At 71.1% G+C, this 17,009-nt stretch carries 17 protein-coding genes; 5 read left to right on the top strand and 12 right to left on the bottom strand.

Annotated elements, in window-relative coordinates; translation table 11 throughout:
- Nucleotides 1-42 precede the first annotated feature (42 nt).
- Nucleotides 43-1,131 (top strand): ATP-binding cassette domain-containing protein, encoded by a 1,089-nt coding sequence (locus AS96_RS03380; RefSeq protein WP_036285744.1) that lies wholly within the window; start codon nucleotides 43-45, stop codon nucleotides 1,129-1,131.
- Nucleotides 1,128-1,952, top strand: a complete 825-nt coding sequence (locus AS96_RS03385) for an ABC transporter permease (protein WP_036285679.1) — start codon at nucleotides 1,128-1,130, stop codon at nucleotides 1,950-1,952. The genes AS96_RS03380 and AS96_RS03385 overlap by 4 nt, the downstream gene beginning before the upstream one ends.
- A 7-nt stretch (nucleotides 1,953-1,959) precedes the next feature.
- On the opposite strand, the gene AS96_RS03390 is transcribed toward AS96_RS03385, so the two are convergent.
- Nucleotides 1,960-2,349: a hypothetical protein gene (locus AS96_RS03390; protein ID WP_005047872.1), complete on the bottom strand. Its 390-nt coding sequence runs from the start codon at nucleotides 2,347-2,349 to the stop codon at nucleotides 1,960-1,962.
- Nucleotides 2,350-2,474: 125 nt separating this feature from the next.
- Here AS96_RS03390 and AS96_RS03395 point away from each other — a divergent pair, with 125 nt between their 5' ends.
- The gene (locus AS96_RS03395; protein ID WP_016464104.1) at nucleotides 2,475-3,452 is read left to right on the top strand and encodes an acetylxylan esterase; all 978 of its coding nucleotides are present in this window, start codon (nucleotides 2,475-2,477) and stop codon (nucleotides 3,450-3,452) included.
- Between the two features lie 21 nt (nucleotides 3,453-3,473).
- Here AS96_RS03395 and AS96_RS03400 read toward each other — a convergent pair whose 3' ends face one another.
- The 5 genes from AS96_RS03400 to AS96_RS03420 all read right to left on the bottom strand — a co-directional run bounded on the left by AS96_RS03400 (nucleotide 3,474) and on the right by AS96_RS03420 (nucleotide 7,159).
- Complete coding sequence (locus AS96_RS03400) at nucleotides 3,474-4,268, bottom strand: uroporphyrinogen-III synthase (RefSeq protein WP_005047876.1); 795 nt, start codon at nucleotides 4,266-4,268, stop codon at nucleotides 3,474-3,476.
- 233 nt (nucleotides 4,269-4,501) lie between these two features.
- A complete protein-coding gene (locus tag AS96_RS03405) occupies nucleotides 4,502-4,774 on the bottom strand; it encodes a hypothetical protein (protein ID WP_005047879.1) in 273 nt (90 codons plus the stop codon).
- Nucleotides 4,764-5,174, bottom strand: a complete 411-nt coding sequence (locus tag AS96_RS03410; protein WP_005047881.1) for a phage holin family protein — start codon at nucleotides 5,172-5,174, stop codon at nucleotides 4,764-4,766. Before AS96_RS03410 ends, AS96_RS03405 begins: the two co-directional genes overlap by 11 nt.
- A gap of 1 nt (nucleotide 5,175) precedes the next feature.
- Nucleotides 5,176-5,571, bottom strand: a complete 396-nt coding sequence (locus AS96_RS03415) for a hypothetical protein (RefSeq protein WP_036285681.1) — start codon at nucleotides 5,569-5,571, stop codon at nucleotides 5,176-5,178.
- A gap of 109 nt (nucleotides 5,572-5,680) precedes the next feature.
- Nucleotides 5,681-7,159, bottom strand: a complete 1,479-nt coding sequence (locus AS96_RS03420) for a protoporphyrinogen/coproporphyrinogen oxidase (protein ID WP_036285683.1) — start codon at nucleotides 7,157-7,159, stop codon at nucleotides 5,681-5,683.
- A 70-nt stretch (nucleotides 7,160-7,229) separates the two neighbouring features.
- On the opposite strand from AS96_RS03420, the gene AS96_RS03425 reads away from it, so the two are divergent.
- Nucleotides 7,230-10,073: an ATP-binding protein gene (locus tag AS96_RS03425; RefSeq protein ID WP_036285686.1), complete on the top strand. Its 2,844-nt coding sequence runs from the start codon at nucleotides 7,230-7,232 to the stop codon at nucleotides 10,071-10,073.
- On the opposite strand, the gene AS96_RS03430 is transcribed toward AS96_RS03425, so the two are convergent.
- The 3 genes from AS96_RS03430 to AS96_RS03440 all read right to left on the bottom strand — a co-directional run bounded on the left by AS96_RS03430 (nucleotide 10,055) and on the right by AS96_RS03440 (nucleotide 12,266).
- Nucleotides 10,055-10,888 (bottom strand): ABC transporter permease, encoded by an 834-nt coding sequence (locus AS96_RS03430; protein WP_016464101.1) that lies wholly within the window; start codon nucleotides 10,886-10,888, stop codon nucleotides 10,055-10,057. The genes AS96_RS03425 and AS96_RS03430 overlap by 19 nt on opposite strands.
- Entirely contained in the window at nucleotides 10,885-11,904 is a 1,020-nt protein-coding gene (locus AS96_RS03435) for a daunorubicin resistance protein DrrA family ABC transporter ATP-binding protein (protein ID WP_036285688.1), read from the bottom strand. Before AS96_RS03435 ends, AS96_RS03430 begins: the two co-directional genes overlap by 4 nt.
- 98 nt (nucleotides 11,905-12,002) lie before the next feature.
- Nucleotides 12,003-12,266, bottom strand: coding sequence for a hypothetical protein (locus AS96_RS03440; RefSeq protein ID WP_051498731.1), 264 nt, complete (start codon nucleotides 12,264-12,266; stop codon nucleotides 12,003-12,005).
- Between the two features lie 47 nt (nucleotides 12,267-12,313).
- On the opposite strand from AS96_RS03440, the gene AS96_RS03445 reads away from it, so the two are divergent.
- On the top strand, nucleotides 12,314-12,880 hold the full coding sequence (locus AS96_RS03445; RefSeq protein WP_036285697.1) for an HhH-GPD-type base excision DNA repair protein: 567 nt from the start codon (nucleotides 12,314-12,316) through the stop codon (nucleotides 12,878-12,880).
- A gap of 116 nt (nucleotides 12,881-12,996) precedes the next feature.
- Here the strand turns inward: AS96_RS03445 and AS96_RS03450 are convergent, their stop codons facing one another.
- The 3 genes from AS96_RS03450 to AS96_RS03460 form a co-directional block, all read right to left on the bottom strand.
- A complete protein-coding gene (locus tag AS96_RS03450; protein ID WP_005047898.1) occupies nucleotides 12,997-13,722 on the bottom strand; it encodes a GNAT family N-acetyltransferase in 726 nt (241 codons plus the stop codon).
- A gap of 188 nt (nucleotides 13,723-13,910) precedes the next feature.
- A complete protein-coding gene (locus AS96_RS03455; RefSeq protein ID WP_036285699.1) occupies nucleotides 13,911-15,299 on the bottom strand; it encodes a glycine--tRNA ligase in 1,389 nt (462 codons plus the stop codon).
- Between the two features lie 172 nt (nucleotides 15,300-15,471).
- Complete coding sequence (locus tag AS96_RS03460) at nucleotides 15,472-16,959, bottom strand: sugar porter family MFS transporter (protein ID WP_005047903.1); 1,488 nt, start codon at nucleotides 16,957-16,959, stop codon at nucleotides 15,472-15,474.
- Nucleotides 16,960-17,009: the final 50 nt, after the last annotated feature.

Here is a 17,009-nt window from a genome sequence, read left to right on the forward strand (position 1 = left end):
AGGCAACGGCCGACGATGGTCGGCGATGACGAGAGGATGACGATGCCCGAAGGACACCTCCTCGAGTTCCGTGGGGTCACGAAGACATTCGGTGCGGTCCGCGCCGTCGACGACTTCACCGCCCGCGTCGAGCCCGGACGGGTCACCGGCTTCCTCGGCCCCAACGGCGCGGGCAAGACCACGTCGTTGCGCATCCTGCTCGCGCTCGTGCGCGCCACCTCCGGCAGCGCCACCATCGGCGGCCGGCGGTACTCGGAGCTGCGCCATCCGCTGCAGACCGTCGGCGCCGCACTCGAGGCCTCCAGCTTCCATCCCGGGCGCACCGCCGCCGGCCACCTCACCGTCGCCGTGCAGGCCGCCGGGCTCCCGCGCGGACGAGTGGACGAGGTCCTGGGCCTCGTGGGGCTCGCCGACGCCGCCGGTCGCAAGGTGGGCGGTTTCTCGCTCGGCATGCGACAGCGCCTCAGCCTGGCCTACACGCTGCTCGGAGACCCCGGCGTGCTGGTGCTCGACGAGCCCGCGAACGGTCTGGACCCCGAGGGGATCAAGTGGCTGCGCGGCTTCCTCGGCCAGCTGGCCAGCGAGGGACGAACGGTGCTGGTGTCCTCGCACATGCTCGCCGAGGTGCAGCAGACGGTGTCGGCGCTGCTGGTCATCTCCCGCGGCCGGCTCGTGTTCGAGGGCGATATCGGCGACCTGGTCGGCGCGGACGACGTGGCGACGGTCATCGATGCCCCCGACCGCACGGCGCTGGCGAATGCTCTGGATGCCGCGGGCATCGCGTACACGCCCCTGCGCTCCGGCTTCACCGTGCGCGGCGCCGAGCCGGCCCATCTCGGTGCCATCGCTGCGGCGGCCGGAGTCGCCCTGTCGCACCTGCAGCGGCGCGGTCCGGTGCTGGAGGAGGTGTTCCTCGAACTGGTGAACGGCACACGGGTGCAGGCGCCGACGCCGGCGGCTCCGGCGGCATCCGCTCCGGACCCGCTCACGCCGCCGCTCACGGCCGCTGCCGTTCCAGCCGCGGCCGCGCCGGAGGACGCGGAGCCGGGCGTCGAGGACGCCGAGTACATCCACGCGGTCGAGGACGACCCCAGCGACACGGTCGCCGCCGAGGAAGGAGACCCGCGATGAGCCTCGTCAACGCGTCCCGTTCGGAACTCACGAAGCAGTTCACCACGGCGATGTGGTGGGTTCTCGCCGTCGTGCTGCTCGCCTATGTCGGCGTGACCGCCGGCGGCCTGTCCGCCGTGTTCGGCGCGGTCGCAAGCGGCACGCTGCCCGGCGGCACGACGAGCGGTGCCCGGGTGTCGCCGACGAGCCTTCCTCCGCTCATCTACAGCGTCGCCACCTCGGTCGGCTACGTCTTCCCCCTGCTCATCGGCACGCTGCTCGTGACGAACGAGTTCCGGCACAAGACGCTGACGCCGACGTTCCTGGCCACGCCGCGACGCGGGATCGCCCTCGGCGGCAAGCTGGCCGCCGCAGTCGTCATGGGCGTGCTGTACGCCGCCGTCGCGCTCGTCGCGGCGGTCGGGATCGGAGCGGCGGCGCTCGCGGCGTTCGGAATCGACACGCGGCTGGGCGAGACCGACACCTGGGCGATGATCGGGCGCATCGTGGCGAGCTTCGTCCTGTGGACGCTGATCGGCGTCGGCGTGGGCACGCTGGTGCGCAATCAGGTCGCCGCCGTCGTCGGCGTGCTGGCGTTCACACAGTTTCTCGAGCCCATCGCGCGCACCGTGGCGACGCTGGTCGACGGCGTGTCGGGGGTGACCGCCTACCTGCCCGGCGCGGCATCGGACGCCCTCGTCGGCTCCAGCATCTACGCGACGATGGGGGCAGGCGGGGCCGCACCCCTCGCATGGTGGGGCGGCGGCGTGGTGCTGCTGGCGTACGCCGCCGTGTTCCTCGGTCTCGGCTACCTGACGAGCTGGCGCCGCGACGTGGCCTGATCGGCCGTCAGGAGTCGGCGAGTTCGACGACGTCCGACGCGTCGTCGCCGTCGAGCCGCAACGCCTGGACGAGGGCGACGCCGTGACGAGTCGTCAGCACGAGACGCTCGAACTCGGCATCCTCGGAGAGATCGACGACCACCGCCGGGCGACGTCGGCGCACCAGCACGAAGTCGTTGCCGCTCGCGGAACGCCAGGTTCCCATCGCGACGGTGCCGCGCACCTGCGTGCCGGGGCTGGGCACTCCGCGCAGCCAGGTCCAGGCGTCGTCGGTCAGCTGCACCCGGAGGATGTGAGACCTGTCGACGCGCACGCTCTCCGATCGCCGCGACAGGGCGCGTTCGACGCCCGACAGCACGACCTCGAGCTGCGTCGAATCGAGCAGCAGGGTCACCATGACTTCAGTCTGCCAGCGCGACCATGTGCGGATGCTCACAGCCCCGCAACGATCCGGTCTCGGCGCGGGCGATATCGTGGAACGTCGGCCGCGATGCGCCGGCGTCACCCGACACGGAGTCCCCGATGCCACGATTCGATCTCGACCTCCCCGCCCTCGAAGCGTTCCGTCCCGCGGTGCGCGAGCCGGCCGACTTCGACGAGTTCTGGGCGCGGACGATCGCGCAGTCGCGCGCCGTCGGCGGTGAGATCGTCGTCGAGCCGGTGGAGACCGTGCTGAGCACCATCGACGTGTTCGACGTGACGTTCCCGGGGTTCGCCGGCGAACCCGTGAAGGCGTGGCTGCACACGCCCCGATACTCCGACGACGCCGCGGCACTGCCGACGGTCATCGAGTTCAACGGGTACGGCGGAGGTCGCGGGCTTCCGACCGAGCGGCTCGGCTGGGCCTCGGCCGGCTACGCGCATCTGTTCATGGACACGCGTGGGCAGGGATCCACCTGGGGCGCTCCGGGCGCGACACCGGATCCGCACGGCACGGGACCCTCGACCAACGGTTACATGACCCGCGGCATCGAATCGCCCGAGGACTACTACTACCGCCGCGTGTTCACCGATGCGGTGCGCCTCATCGACGCCGCCCGCACCCTTCCCCGGGTGGATGCGGCGCGCATCGCCGTCACCGGCGGCAGCCAGGGCGGCGGCATCACGTTGGCCGCGGCAGCGCTGAGCGAGGACCTCGTCGCGGTCATGCCCGACGTGCCGTTCCTCTGCCATTTCGAGCGAGCGATCGGGATGACCGACCGCGAGCCGTACCACGAGGTGGTGCGCTACCTGTCGGTGCACCGGGGCGCCACGCAGCGCGTGCTCGACACGCTCTCGTACTTCGATGGCGTCAACTTCGCTCGCCGCCTGAGTGCGCCCGCACTGTTCTCCGTCGGCCTGCTCGACCCGGTGTGCCCTCCCTCGACCGTCTACGCCGCCTACAACCACATCGACCGCGGTGACAAGCAGATCCGCGTCTACGACTTCAACGAGCACGAAGGCGGTCAGGCCTTCCAATGGGAGGAGCAGGCGCGCTTCCTCGCGCAGATCCTCGGCTGAGGTCCGCGCGCCAAGCGGGCGTCAGAGGTGGAACTCGTCCTTGGCGTGCGGCAGGGGGAAGTTCGACACCGCGGTGATGAGCCCCTCGACGGTCTGCTCCCGCGCCACCGCGCTCACACCGAGACCCACCTTGCGGGCGTCCTTCGCGGTGCGCGGTCCGATGGCGGCGATCACGGTGGCGTCGGGGATCTCCGGGAACTGCAGCCGTACCTGTTCGGCGACCGAGCCGCTGGTGACGAGGATCGCGTTGATACGGCCGCTCGCGACGTCGTGGGCGATCCGCTCGGTGACCGGCACACCCACCGTGCGGTAGGCGACCACGCTGCGCACGTCGTGCCCCGCCTCGGTGAGGCGGCGCGTGAGCACCGGCTTGGCGATCTCGCTGCGCAGCGTCAGGATGCGCCGCGGCGCGGGCTCGAGCTCGATCAGCTGCGAGGCCATCCCGGCCGCCGAGTTGTCCTCGTCGGGGACGAGGTCGACGCGATAGCCGACCGCGGCGAGCGCCGCGGCCGTCGTCTCGCCCACCGCGGCGACGCGAGTGGAAGCGGGGATGACGGCGCGGTAGGCGTAGAGGACGTCGACCGTGGTGGCGCTGGTGAGGGTCACCCAGTCGAAGGCGCCGGCGGCGAGATCGGCGAGCGCCTGCTCGAGCGTTGCCTGATCGGTCGAGGGCGCGAAGTTGATGAGGGGAGCGATGACCGGCACAGCACCCTGCGCCCGCAGCGTCGCCGCCACGGAGTCGCCCCAGGGTCCCCCGCGCGGAACGAGCACACGCCACCCCTTGAGGGGCTTGGCGGCGTGCGGATCAGGAATCATGCTCGACTTTCGTGATGCTCAGTCGGGACGCACGGTTTCGCGCATCCGGCAACGGCGCTCGTGCACGCACGAACGCGATGGCTGCGCGGCTCGGGTCGTCGTTGCCGGCAGCTTGCGCACCATTGCCGCTGCCTGAGACACGAGCATACCCCGGGCGACGCATAGCTCGAACACGGGGTTGACAGCGCCCGCGGCGCGGGTCAGAACGCGCGCGGGCGCGCCCCACGGGGCACTCAGCGCGTGTAGGCGCGGACGATTCCCCAGACGGCCAGTCCCACGAGGGCAGCCGCACCGAGCACGGCGAGCGAGGCCTGCGTAGGATTGCGCCGCGCGAAGCGACGCGCGTCGGCGACCCCGCGATCGGTGGCCTGCGCGACCCGCTTGGGCACGTTCGCCTTGACTTCGATCGCCGCCAGGGCGGCCTTCAGCTCCGCACGGGCGCTCTCCACCGGATCGGTGATGCCGAGGGCGACGGCGGTGCGCGGAATCAGCTGGTCAGAACTCATCGGCCACGTCCTTCACGATGCGCGCGTCGACCTTCACGGCGTCGACGGGGTTGGTCGAACGACTCAGGTGCTTGAAACGCAGGAGCCCCAGCCACGCGAACACGGCGGCTCCGACGAGCGCGATGACGACGACGATGAGGCTGGCGAGCCACGCCGGCATCCACGACGACAGGCCGATGATGGCGAAAGCGGCCAACGCCGGCAGCGACCAGAAGAGGAAGAACAGAGCGACGATGAACCAGACACCGCCCATGCCGGCATCCTTGCCCGCCTTCTTGGCCCACGTCTTGGCCGAGTCGATCTCGGCGACCACCAGGTTGCGGACGAGCTCCGGCACCTCGCCGACGAGAGTCAGCAGGCTGTCATCGGCGCGGTCGCGGAATCCCCGAGGCGTCGCCATGTCAGTCGTCCGCTGCTTTCTTGGCCGCGGCCTTCGCGTCCGCGACGGCCTTGTCGGCGGCCTTCTTCACTTCTGCGGCCGTCTTCTCCGCTCCGCGGGTGACCTCGTCGGCCGAGGCCCGGCCCGCGCGGATCGCGGAGTCGAGCTTCTGCCCCGGCGTGCCGTTGCGGCTCGCCGCACGGGTGACCTTGACCGCTCCGTCCCACAGGGCGCTCGGCAGAGCGAGGGCGGCGCTCTTGCCGAGGTCCTTGACGGCGGCGACCTGCTTCTGCACCGGGGCGGTGTTCCAGATCTTGAGGTATCCCGCCTTGATCTGCTCGTAGCGCTCGCGGCCGGCGCGCGACCCGAGCACGTAACCCGCGGCGAGTCCCACGACGATTCCGATCTTGCCCTTCATGGCGTCTCCTCACGTCCGTGCTGGGAGTGCTTCGTGACTCCAGGGTAGTCGCAATATTCCGATTCCGGCATCCTCCGGTCACGGGGCTGTCCCTGAAGAGGGCCGTGTGCTAGGAGGAGCCCCACAGCACCTCGTGACGGACGCGTTCCACCTCGGCGAGGGTGTCGGCGACGATGGCGGATACGCCCCCGCCGGCGAGGTCCTCGCCGACCGCGATGAGAGCGTGCCGGCGACCGATCGCCGCACGGGTCGCGGCGGTGCGCTGGGCGTGACCGAGGACGGATGCCGGCGGTGCGAGCGTCGCACGCCGTTGCGCGGCCGCGCGAACGCCTCCGATTCCGGGCCACAACTGCGCAGCGTCGGCGGCAGCGCGTGCGATGAGGTCCGTGGCATCGTCCGCCGGTGCCGCATCGAAGGTCAGCCGAAGCACCCGCCGACCGGGCCCGGCGTCGGCACGCACGCCCGCCCACGCGGAGCCGACGTCGATGACGGATGCCGCCGCCATCGCTCCCGGCACGGGATAGATCGTCGCGGGAGCGTCGAAGGCGGCGGTCCCGGCATCCATCACGAGGGTCACGACGTCGCGCACGGGCAGGGGCGCAGCCTCGAGGGCGATGCCGTGATCGCGCACGAGCGCGGCGGAGGTCGCCGCGCCGGCGGCCAGCACCACGATGTCCGCGGGCAGCGGCGGGGCGGGTTCTCCCGCGGCAGCCGGGTCGGTCGGCTCAGCCGGGCCTGTTGGCTCAGCGGGGTCGGCGGGGGCGAGATGGACGAGCCAGCCGTCCGGCGTCTGCGTCAGGCTGTCCGCCCGGACGTTCACGCGCAGGTCGGCGTCAAGCAGCAGCAGCCGCTCGGTGAGGGCGGTGACGAGCTGCGTGAGCCCCCCGCGGAGCCGTGCTCGCCGCGGGCGTCTCGCCTCGGCATCGTCGTCCGGCAGCAGTTGGCCGACGGCACCGGCGAGCGATCCCGCGCGGGTCAACGCGGCGCTCAGGCCGGGGACGGCCAGGTCCACATCGATCCTGTCGGGGTCGACAGCCCACGTGCCCAGCGTGAGCGGAGCGACCAGCCGGTCGCGGACGTGCGCTCCCATGCGCGAGCGCACGAGCGCGCCCAGGCTCCGCTCGCGACCGATGGTCAGCGGCGGCCGCAGGCGATCGAGGTAGGCGCGCCAGACTCCGCGCCCGCCGATGAGCCGGCGCACGGGCTCGGCCCAGACGTTGGCCGGGATCCCGGCGCGGTTCGGTGGCAGCGTGACCACGCGGGGGCCGCCGGGAGTGGCCAGCGCCACACCCACCGAGCCATCGCGCGCCGGTTCGACCTCGGCGCGCAGTCCCAGCTCATCGAGGAGCCCGGCGAGCGCGGGCGCCGAGAGCGAGAAGGCTTCGGGAGCCAGATCGACGGTGAGGCCGTCCAGCTCGTCCGTCTCGATCCGGCCGCCGAGCCGCGGCTGCTGTTCGATGAGCGTGACGGGCATGCCGATGCGAGCGCACTCCCACGCGGCGACCAGACCTGCGATCCCCCCACCGATCACCACGACCCGGGTGGTGCGGGCACGGTCGGCGAGGTCGGCTGCAGGCTTGTCGGACACGCCCCCATCCTTTCACCGCGTCGTGGAGAGGGCCGGAAGGGAGGTGGCGCCTCGCACCTAGAGTGGAGCCGTGCGGCTCACCTACTTCGGCGGACCGGCGTGGGATGCCGGGCCTCTTCCGGCGCGCGGTCGCGGGCAGGAGAGCCTGCTGTTCCGTCTCGCGGTCGATGCGGGCGCCGCGGTGTCCGTGCGAGCACTGGCGGACGACCTCTGGCCGGTCGATGCACCCGACGATCCGCGCGCCGCGGTGCAGTCCCTCGTCTCGCGTCTGCGCCGCGCCCTCGGCTCGGCGACGATCGAGGCGGTGTCCGGCGGCTACCGTCTGACGCTCGGCCGGGAAGAGATCGACCTGACCCGCTTCCAGGACCTCGTGGCGGCGGCCCGCCGTGAGGACGACCCCGAACGAGCCGCGGCGCTGGCGCGCAACGCGCTCGATCTCTGGACGGCGGACCCCTGGGTGCCGGACGACTTCGACTGGGCGCGGCGCGATCTGCTCGAAGACCGCGCGCACGCGCAGCGGATCGCGGGTCCGCACGGCGCGCCCACGGTGGGGGCTGTGGACGACACACGCATTCCGGCAGCGTTGACGCCTCTGATCGGGCGAGCCGACGAGCTCGCCCTCGCCGAGGCTCAGCTGACCGATGAGCGGCTGCTCACCCTGATCGGTCCCGGCGGTGCGGGAAAGACAACTCTCGCACTGGAGCTCGCCCGCCGTCACGCGCCCGCGGTGTTCGTCGAGCTGGCACCGGCCGACGCGGGGGGCGTCTGGGATGCCGTCGCCACCGCTCTCGGTCGCGGCGTCCGCCTGTCCGAGAGCACTGTCGGGCAGGCCCAGGGCTCCCGCGAGCGTGCCCTCGCCGCCCTCGCCGGCCGGCCCCTGCTGCTCGTGCTCGACAACGCCGAGCACGTCGTGAGCGACGCCGCCCAGGTGGCGACCGATGCTTTGCGGGTGGCACCGGCGCTGCGACTGCTGGCCACGAGCCGCGAACCGCTGGGCGTTCCTGGCGAGGCGTTCGTCACGGTGGGATCGCTGCCGGAGGGCGATGCCGTGGCCTTACTGGCCGCGCGCATCCGCGCCGCCCGCGGGCACGCGCCGGACGCCGGCGAGACGGAGGCCGTCGCCCGCATCGCACGGCGCCTGGACGGTCTGCCGCTGGCACTCGAGCTCGCCGGGGCGAAGGCACGGGTGCTGTCGATCGCCGAGATCGAGGACGGCCTCGCGGATCGATTCGCGCTTCTGGACCGAGGACCGCGCACGGCGGAGCCGCGGCACCAGACACTGCGGGCTGTCATCGACTGGAGCTGGAGCCTGCTCGACGACGCGCAGCGGGACGCGCTGCTCGCGTTGGCCGTCTTCCCCGACGGCATCTCCTCCGCGGACCTGGCCGAGGTCACGGCGGCGTTCGGGCTTCCCGAGACGGCGATCGACGACCTCGTCGAGCGTTCACTCGTGCAGCGCTCCCGCGGCCGCTACCGCCTGCTGGAGACCGTGCGCGAGTACGGACTGGACGCGCTCCACCGATCGGGCAGGCTGGAGGACGCTCGCGGACGCCAGGCCGCCGTGATGGCGCAGCTCGCACTCGCGCAGGACCGGGCGCTGCGGACCCCGGCCGCCCGGCCGGCCATCGCCTGGTTCGACGCCAACGAGGAGAACCTCGCTGCCGCGACCCGCTTCTCCGTCGGTCACGGCGAACTCGAGGTGCGTCTGGCGCGGGCGCAGCTGTGGATCTGGCAGTTGCGCGAGCGGTTCGATCTGCTGACGTCCGTTCTGAACGCGACCGCGACCCCCGCCGACGCCCTCGCCAGCGAGGCGGATGTCGTGGTGGCGGCCATGGCGATGCTGATGCGCACGATGCTCGATCCGACGACCACGCACCTGTCCACGCAGAGCGTGGCGCGCATCGCCGCGGCCGCGCAGAGGTACGACTCGGAGCTCGCGGCCGTCCTCCCCGTCGTCCTGCGCGGGGCACTGCGCGCCCGCCAGGATCGGCGCGGAGACGAACCGTGGTCGACGTACCTGCGGCTGGATGAGAGCGATCTGACGGACGGCCCCGCCTGGAGCCGGGCGTTCGCCGCGGTCATGAACGCGGCGACCGCGCAGAACAACGGTGACATCGAGGGGCTCGGCGACGCCAGCGGCCGCGCGCTGGATGCCTTCCGGCACCTCGGCGATGCGTGGGGCACGGCTCTGGCCAGCCAGATGCGATCGGAGTGGCTCATGCTGCAGGGGCGCCTGGAGGAGTCGCTGCGCATCGCGGACGAGTCGACGCAGGCGCTCGAAGGTCTGACGTCGGTCAGCGATCTGCTGCAGCAGCAGGCGCTCTCCGTGTCGATCCTGCTCCGTCTCGGTCGCGAGGGCGAGGCCCGGCAGCGCGTCGACCAGATGCTCGCCCGCGCGCGGGCCGACGGCTCCGAACGAGCCGTCGCCCAGGCCGCCGCGACGGCAGCCGCGCTCGAGCTGGTGCGCGGCGACGGCGCCGCCGCCCTGCGCGAGCTGGAGCGTGCCGGCAGCCTCGAACAGCAGCAGGCACTGGCGGGCTTTCCCGCACAGGTCGCCGCGTGGCAGGAGAGCAAGCGCGCGCTCGCGCTGCTGCTCACCGGAGACGCGGCGGGGGCCGCGGACGCCCTGCGACGGGCCGCGCCGGTCGCCGTCCGCACGGGCGATCAGCCGATCATGTCGGATGTCGCGGTCGCCTTCGCCCGATGGTTCCTGGCGGCAGATCGCCTCCCCGACGCGGCGGCGGCACTCGCGGAAGCCGACCGGCTGCGCGGGCGCGCCGACCTCAGCGACCCGATCGCCCTGCCCGTGCGCGATGCGGTGAGCTCCGCGGGGCCGGATGCCGCGGCATCCGATCCCGCGGAGCTCACCGCACTGGTCGAACGTCTGGACGGGCGTCAGGCCTTTCGCATGTAGGCGCGCACCGTGAGCGGTGCGAAGACGACGACGATGACGGCGGCGCCCAGCAGCGACGCCCAGAAGTCGCCGGCGATGACCCCGGAGTTCGCGAGGTCGCGCACGGCGGTGACCAGGTGCGAGATCGGGTTGATGCTCGCGAACCACGCGAGCGGGGCCGGCAGAGAGTCGATCGGGACGTACGCGTTCGACAGGAACGTCAGCGGGAAGAGGATGAGCATCGAGATGCCCTGCACGCTGGAGGCGGTGCGGGCGATCACGCCGAAGAACGCGAAGATCCAGCTGATCGCCCACGAGCAGGCGATGACGAGCAGTCCTGCCGCAACGACCGAGCCGAGGCCCCCGGCAGGGTGGTAGCCCATGAGGAAGCCGACCACGAACGTGATGGTCGTCGCGATCGCATAGCGGAGGGTATCGGCCAGCAGCGCGCCCGACAGCGGCGCGATCCGGGCGATCGGCAGGGAGCGGAACCGATCGAACACGCCCTTGTCCATGTCTTCGCGCAGCTGCGTGCCGGTCACGACCGAGGTGGTGATGACGGTCTGAACCAGGATGCCGGGGATCAGCGCCGGCAGGTAGCTCTCGACGTTGCCGGCGATCGCGCCGCCGAAGATGTAGGCGAACATCAGCGTGAAGATGATCGGCTGCACCGTCACGTCGACGAGCTGCTCGGGCGTGCGACGGATCTTCACCAACCCGCGGTACGCCATGGTCAGGGTGTTCTCGACGCTCTGGCGCAGGCTCGTGCGGTTGGAGAGCCGGCGCTCGGATGCCGGAGTGATGGGTGTCAGCGTGGTGGGGGCGATGGTGGTCATGCGCGAACCTCCGTGATGGCGGTGGGGGCGTCGGCGGACGCGGAGTCGGTGGCCGCGGCATCCGCCGGTCGACCCGTGATGGTCAGGAACACCTCGTCGAGCGTCGGCTTCTGCACGCTCATCTCGGTGAGGTGGATGCCGGCCTCGCGCAGCGTGATGAGCAGGTCGGTGACGCGGTCGGGGTCGGTCATGGGTGCGGTGATGCGCGCCGCTTCGGGCGAGAGGGTGCCGCGCACCCCGAGCACCTGGCCGATCGCGCGCAGGGTGTCATCGGCGTCGGCGGGATCGGACACCCGCAGGACCAGCGACGAGGTGCCCACGGAGGCCTTCAGATCGTCGGCCGTGCCTTCGGCGACCACCCGGCCGTGGTCGATCACGGCGATGCGGTCGGCGAGCTGGTCGGCCTCGTCGAGGTACTGCGTGGTGAGCACAACGGTGGAACCGGTCGCGACGAGCTCGCGGATCGTGTCCCACATCTGCCCGCGCGTGCGCGGGTCGAGACCCGTGGTGGGTTCGTCGAGGAAGATGAGCGGAGGCTGGGCCAGAAGCGATGCGGCGAGATCCAGTCGACGCCGCATGCCGCCCGAGAACTTCTTCAAGGGCCGCCGCGCGGCATCCGTCAAGGAGAAGCGCTCGAGGAGGTCCTCGGCCTTGCGCTTCGCCTCGCTGCGCGTCAGGCCCAGGAGCCGACCGAAGATCATCAGGTTCTCCGTCGCCGACAGCGTCTCATCGACCGACGCGAACTGCCCGGTGACGCCGATCAGCTGACGGACGACGTTCGGCTCCCGCGAGACATCGTGGCCGAAGATCTCGGCGCGACCGGCGTCGGGACGCATCAGCGTCGCGAGCATGTTGATGGTGGTGGTCTTGCCGGCCCCGTTCGGACCGAGCACGCCGTAGACCGTGCCGGCATCGACGGCCAGGTCGACGCCGTCGACAGCGCGGTTGTCGCCGAAGACCTTCACGAGGCCCTCCGCGCGCACCGCGAGGGTGGATGGTGAGGTGGAAGTGGTCATGGCATCCACTGTGCGCCGGGGGCACTGTCGCGCTGCTGTCACGAGCAGGATGGCGCTGTCACGGCGCTGTCACGGGACGGTCGGCGCCCGCGATGCGCTCAGCGACGGCCCAGGACCGCGACGACGGCGCGGTGATCGCTGCCCGGGCGGGTGTCGGTGATCACCTGGAAACCGAGCACACTCCACGACGATCCCACCAGCACTGGTCGATCGGCGACGCGAGCCACGTCGACACCGTCGACGGCCTGAGCGACGAGCGGCATCCGCTGCAGGCCCAGGGCCTGCGGCCAGACCAGGAGCACCAGCACCCCGACCAGCAGGGTCACGACCAGTCCCCGGCGGGATGCCGTGCGCCCACTCACACGTGCCAGTCAACCACCATCGCCGGGGCGGGTGACACACTCGAAGGATGACGCTGCACATCACCGACGACCCGGCCGCCGACACCCTGCTCACCGACAACCCGCTGGCGCTGCTGATCGGCATGCTCCTCGACCAGCAGGTCGCCATGGAGACGGCGTTCAGTGGTCCGTTGAAGATCCAGGAGCGCATCGGCGCCGTGGATGCCGCGACCATCGCCGGCTACGACCCCGACGCCCTCGTCGCCGCCTTCCAGCAGTCGCCGGCGGTGCACCGCTACCCCGGTTCGATGGCCGGTCGCGTGCAGACCCTTTGCCGCACGCTCGAGGAGGAGTGGGGCGGGGATGCTGCGGCCCTGTGGACCGAGGGCGACCCCGACGGTGCGACCGTGCTGAAGCGGTTGAAGGCACTGCCCGGCTTCGGCGAGCAGAAGGCCAAGATCTTCCTCGCCCTGCTCGGCAAGCAGTACGGCTTCACCGGCGCCGGGTGGCGCGAGGCCGCGGGCGCATACGGCGACGACGGGTCGTTCCGCTCCGTTGCCGACATCGTCTCACCCGAGTCGCTCGCCAAGGTGCGCGAGTTCAAGAAGGCAGCGAAGGCCGCGGCGAAGGGCTGACGGCCGGCGAGGCGCGTTTCGACTCCTCGCTACCCTCGTCGCTCAACGACCGGGAGTTGCGCACGCCCCGGTCGTTGAGCGAGCGCAGCGAGTCGAAACGCCCCGAGCCCGCGGGCTCAGCCCTGCACGAACAGGTAGCCGCGCTCGTCGTCGAAACCGCCGATGACGAGCCCGCGACCGTAGTGCGAGAGCATCTCCTCGCGCACGCGCAGGCGCCACGCCGCCGCCTCGGCCGCATCGGTGCGGCGCAGAGACTCGATGTCCTGGGGGATCTGGACGGTCGCGACGACATCCGCGGCATCCGGCTCACGCACCGGAGCCGACGCGAGCGCCCACGCGACCAGCAGGCGGTCGCTGTCGACACCCTGGCCGTTCTGGTCGAGCTCGGCGCCGTCGTAGGCCGAGCCGTACTGGTCGACGAGGTACTCCACGAAACGCACGCCGATCGTCTTGGCGTTGAAGTGGGCGTTGCGGCGCACGAGCGGGTCGAAGGTCCAGGTGACCGTGCCGATGTCGCGGGCGATCGCCCACTGGCGCTGCTGCTGCTTGAGCAGGCGCCCGAAACCGCGACGCTGGTACTCCGGCAGCACACCCGTCACGTGGGAGTGCATGGCGTGCTGCTCCGGCGGGGAGAAGAACGCGACGGAGGCCCCGACGATGCGGTCGCCGTCGTACAGGCCGACCACGTAGTTGCCCGAGTACTGCAACGCGCGCATGAGCGGCGCGGGCATGGGGTCGCGCCCACCCCAGATCTCCACGATCACCCGGTGGGCGGCGAAGATCTCGTCGAGCGTGTCGAGGTCGCGGATACTGAGGGTGGACTCGGATGCGCCGGATGCCATGCCTCCACGGTAGCCGTTCTCTCGCGCTCGGCCGCGTGCCCCTGGCCGCGAGACACGCGCGGCGCACCGAAACACCGGTGCACAACGCGCATCTCGGTGCGGTGCCGGTGTCTCGCGGACCGGACCGGACCGGAGCGGCGGCGGCGACGCGGCGGCGGCGCGGACGCCGGATCGACGGATGCCGAGGGTCAGGCGCCCCGCAGGCGCGAGCCGAGGTAGCCCACGAGCTCGTCGAGCGCGATGCGCTCCTGCGCCATCGTGTCGCGATCGCGCACGGTCACGGCGCGGTCGTCGAGCGAATCGAAGTCGACGGTGACGCAGAACGGGGTGCCGATCTCGTCCTGACGGCGGTAGCGGCGGCCGATGGCGCCGGCGTCGTCGAAGTCGACGTTCCACCCCTGAGCCCGAAGGTCGTCGGCGACCTCGCGTGCCAGCGGCGACAGGCGCTCGTTGCGCGACAGTGGCAGCACGGCCACCTTGACGGGCGCCAGGCGCGGGTCCAGCGCCAGCACCGTACGGGTGTCGGTGCCGCCCTTGGCGTTGGACACCTCCTCCTCGCGGTATGCGTCGACGAGGAAGGCCATCATGGCGCGGGTGAGGCCGAAGGACGGCTCGATGACGAAGGGCGTGTACTTCTCACCCGAGGCCTGGTCGAAGAAGGTGAGCGACTGGCCCGATGCGTCGGAGTGGCTCTTCAGGTCGTAGTCGGTGCGGTTGGCGACACCCATCAGCTCGCCCCACTCCTTGCCGGGGAAGCCGAAGCGGTACTCCACGTCGATCGTGCCGGCGGAGTAGTGCGCGCGGTCCTCCTCGGGAACGTCGAACCGCTTCATGTTCGCCGGGTCGACGCCCAGGTCGACGAACCAGTTCCAGCACGCCTCCACCCAGTGCTCGAACCACTCCTGCGCCTCGGCGGGCGGTGTGAAGTACTCGATCTCCATCTGCTCGAACTCGCGGGTGCGGAAGATGAAGTTGCCGGGGGTGATCTCGTTGCGGAAGGCCTTGCCGACCTGGCCCACACCGAACGGGGGCTTGCGGCGCGAGGCGGTGAGCACGTTCGAGAAGTTCACGAAGATGCCCTGCGCGGTCTCGGGGCGCAGGAAGTACAGACCCGACTCGTCATCCACGACGCCCAGGTAGGTCTTCACCAGCCCGGAGAACGCCTTCGGCTCGGTGTACTGGCCCTTGGTGCCGCAATTGGGGCAGGGGATGTCGGCGAGGCCGTTCTCCGCCGGGCGGCCCTTGCGCGCCTCGAAGTCCTCGATGAGGTTGTCGGCGCGGAAGCGCTTGTGGCAGTGCAGGCATTCGACGAGGGGGTCGGTGAAGGTCGCAACGTGGCCGGAGGCCTCCCAGACGCGCTTGGGCAGGATGATGCTCGAGTCGAGGCCGACCATGTCGGCGCGTCCCCGCACGAACGTCTGCCACCACTGGCGACGGATGTTCTCCTTCAGCTCCGTGCCGAGGGGGCCGTAGTCCCAGGCCGACCGCGATCCGCCGTAGATCTCCCCGGCCTGGAAGACGAAACCCCGGTGACGGGCGAGGGCGATGACTTTGTCGAGGCGGGACTGCTCGGCCACAGGTGGCTCCAATGGTCGTGTCGCGAATGCGAAAAGGGTGTGGATGCCGACAGTTCCGGCATCCGTCGAGTCTAGTCTTCCGCCGCTGCGGCTTCCCGGCCGAGCCCGCACGCCGCGGATTCGGATCGCGCCAACGGATGCGGATGCCGTCGCGCGCGGCATCCGCATCCGTTCACATCCTCCGAATCTGTTGGCTCGACCCCCAGCGCGCCCGGGCCGAGCGCTTCGGCTTGCGGACGAACAGCGTCTCGCTCTGTTCGAGGGCCATGCCCTTCGTCTCCGGGATCTTCCAGAGCACGAACACGAACGACAGCGCCGCGAAGACCGCGTACATGCCGTAGGTGAACGGGAGCGAGAACGCCGCGAGCTGCGGGAACGTCCACGAGACGAGGAAGTTGGCGATCCACTGCGCCCCGGCGGCGACGCCGAGCGCCTTCCCGCGGATGCGGCTGGGGAAGATCTCGCCGAGCAGCACCCAGACGATGGGGCCCCACGATGCGCCGAATCCGACGACGAACAGGTTGGCCGCCACCAGGGCGATCGGACCCCATGCGCCGGGCAGGGCGACTTCGCCGTCCACCGTCTGGGCGAAGGCGAAGGCGAGCGCCATCGTGCCCAGGGAGAGGGTCATCAGGAGCGAACCGGTCATCAGGATGGGCTTGCGGCCGATGCGGTCGACGAGGAAGATCGCGATGAGCGTGACGAGCACGTTGGTCACGGACGTGAACACGCTGATGAGCAGCGAGTTGCTCTCATCGAAACCGACCGCACGCCAGAGCGTCGTCGAGTAGTAGAAGATCACGTTGATGCCGACCAGCTGCTGGAATGCCGACAGGGTGATGCCGATCCAGACGACGGGCTGAAGCCCGAGGGCCTTGCCCCGGAGCGAGGCCGTGCGGTTCTTGCGGTCGTCCTCGATCCCGCTGATCAGCTCATTCATCGTCTTGTCGAGGTCGGCCGCCGGGACGAGACGCTCGAAGATCGCCCGCGCCTCGTCGTTGCGCCCCTTGGCGAGCAGGAAACGTGGAGACTCCGGCATCGTGAGGGAGAGGATGCCGTAGACCGCGGCCGGGATGACGCCGATGAGGAACATCCAGCGCCAGGCCTCGAGACCCCACCAGAGGATGTTGTCGGCACTGCCGGCGGCACCGGCGAGGACCGCGTTGCTCAGCAGCGCGGTGAAGATTCCGATGGTGATCGCGAGCTGCTGCAGCGAGGCGAGGCTGCCGCGCACCTGGCGCGGCGCGACCTCGGCGATGTAGGCGGGCGCGACGACGGAGGCGATGCCGATGCCGATGCCGCCGAGCACGCGCCAGACGATGAGATCGGGGACGCTGAACGTCAGCGCGGAGCCGACCGAGCTGGCGAGGAACAGGCCCGATCCGAGGAGCATGACCCGCAGGCGCCCCCAGCGGTCGGAGAGGGATCCGGCGACGACGGCCCCGAGCGCGCAGCCGAGCAGGGCGACGGCGACGACGAATCCGGTGAGGAGCGCGTCTTTCGTGTACGCGGACTCGATGGAGGAGACGGCGCCGTTGATGACGGACGAGTCGAAGCCGAACAGGAACCCACCGACCGCGGCGGCGACCGACAGCCCGGCGGCCCTCCGCCCGTAGGGGCTCCTCATCGAGAACGTGCCGGCGGGGATGGTATCGGTCATGGTCACCCGGAAACGATAGCCCCGCGCCGCGGGGTGCGGGCGGACCTCCG

It is taken from the genome of Microbacterium sp. MRS-1, from assembly GCF_000585455.1.
Taxonomy (GTDB): domain Bacteria; phylum Actinomycetota; class Actinomycetes; order Actinomycetales; family Microbacteriaceae; genus Microbacterium; species Microbacterium laevaniformans.

Excerpts from the sequence above, each read along its gene's own strand:
- AS96_RS03405 (WP_005047879.1), bottom strand. The coding sequence starts at position 4,774 with ATGAGTTCTGACCAGCTGATTCCGCGCACCGCCGTCGCCCTCGGCATC.
- AS96_RS03450 (WP_005047898.1), bottom strand. The coding sequence starts at position 13,722 with ATGGCATCCGGCGCATCCGAGTCCACCCTCAGTATCCGCGACCTCGAC.
- AS96_RS03390 (WP_005047872.1), bottom strand. The coding sequence starts at position 2,349 with ATGGTGACCCTGCTGCTCGATTCGACGCAGCTCGAGGTCGTGCTGTCG.
- AS96_RS03445 (WP_036285697.1), top strand. The coding sequence starts at position 12,314 with ATGACGCTGCACATCACCGACGACCCGGCCGCCGACACCCTGCTCACC.
- AS96_RS03430 (WP_016464101.1), bottom strand. The coding sequence starts at position 10,888 with ATGACCACCATCGCCCCCACCACGCTGACACCCATCACTCCGGCATCC.
- AS96_RS03415 (WP_036285681.1), bottom strand. The coding sequence starts at position 5,571 with ATGAAGGGCAAGATCGGAATCGTCGTGGGACTCGCCGCGGGTTACGTG.
- AS96_RS03400 (WP_005047876.1), bottom strand. The coding sequence starts at position 4,268 with ATGATTCCTGATCCGCACGCCGCCAAGCCCCTCAAGGGGTGGCGTGTG.
- AS96_RS03380 (WP_036285744.1), top strand. The coding sequence starts at position 43 with ATGCCCGAAGGACACCTCCTCGAGTTCCGTGGGGTCACGAAGACATTC.
- AS96_RS03385 (WP_036285679.1), top strand. The coding sequence starts at position 1,128 with ATGAGCCTCGTCAACGCGTCCCGTTCGGAACTCACGAAGCAGTTCACC.
- AS96_RS03410 (WP_005047881.1), bottom strand. The coding sequence starts at position 5,174 with ATGGCGACGCCTCGGGGATTCCGCGACCGCGCCGATGACAGCCTGCTG.
- AS96_RS03460 (WP_005047903.1), bottom strand. The coding sequence starts at position 16,959 with ATGACCGATACCATCCCCGCCGGCACGTTCTCGATGAGGAGCCCCTAC.
- AS96_RS03435 (WP_036285688.1), bottom strand. The coding sequence starts at position 11,904 with ATGACCACTTCCACCTCACCATCCACCCTCGCGGTGCGCGCGGAGGGC.
- AS96_RS03395 (WP_016464104.1), top strand. The coding sequence starts at position 2,475 with ATGCCACGATTCGATCTCGACCTCCCCGCCCTCGAAGCGTTCCGTCCC.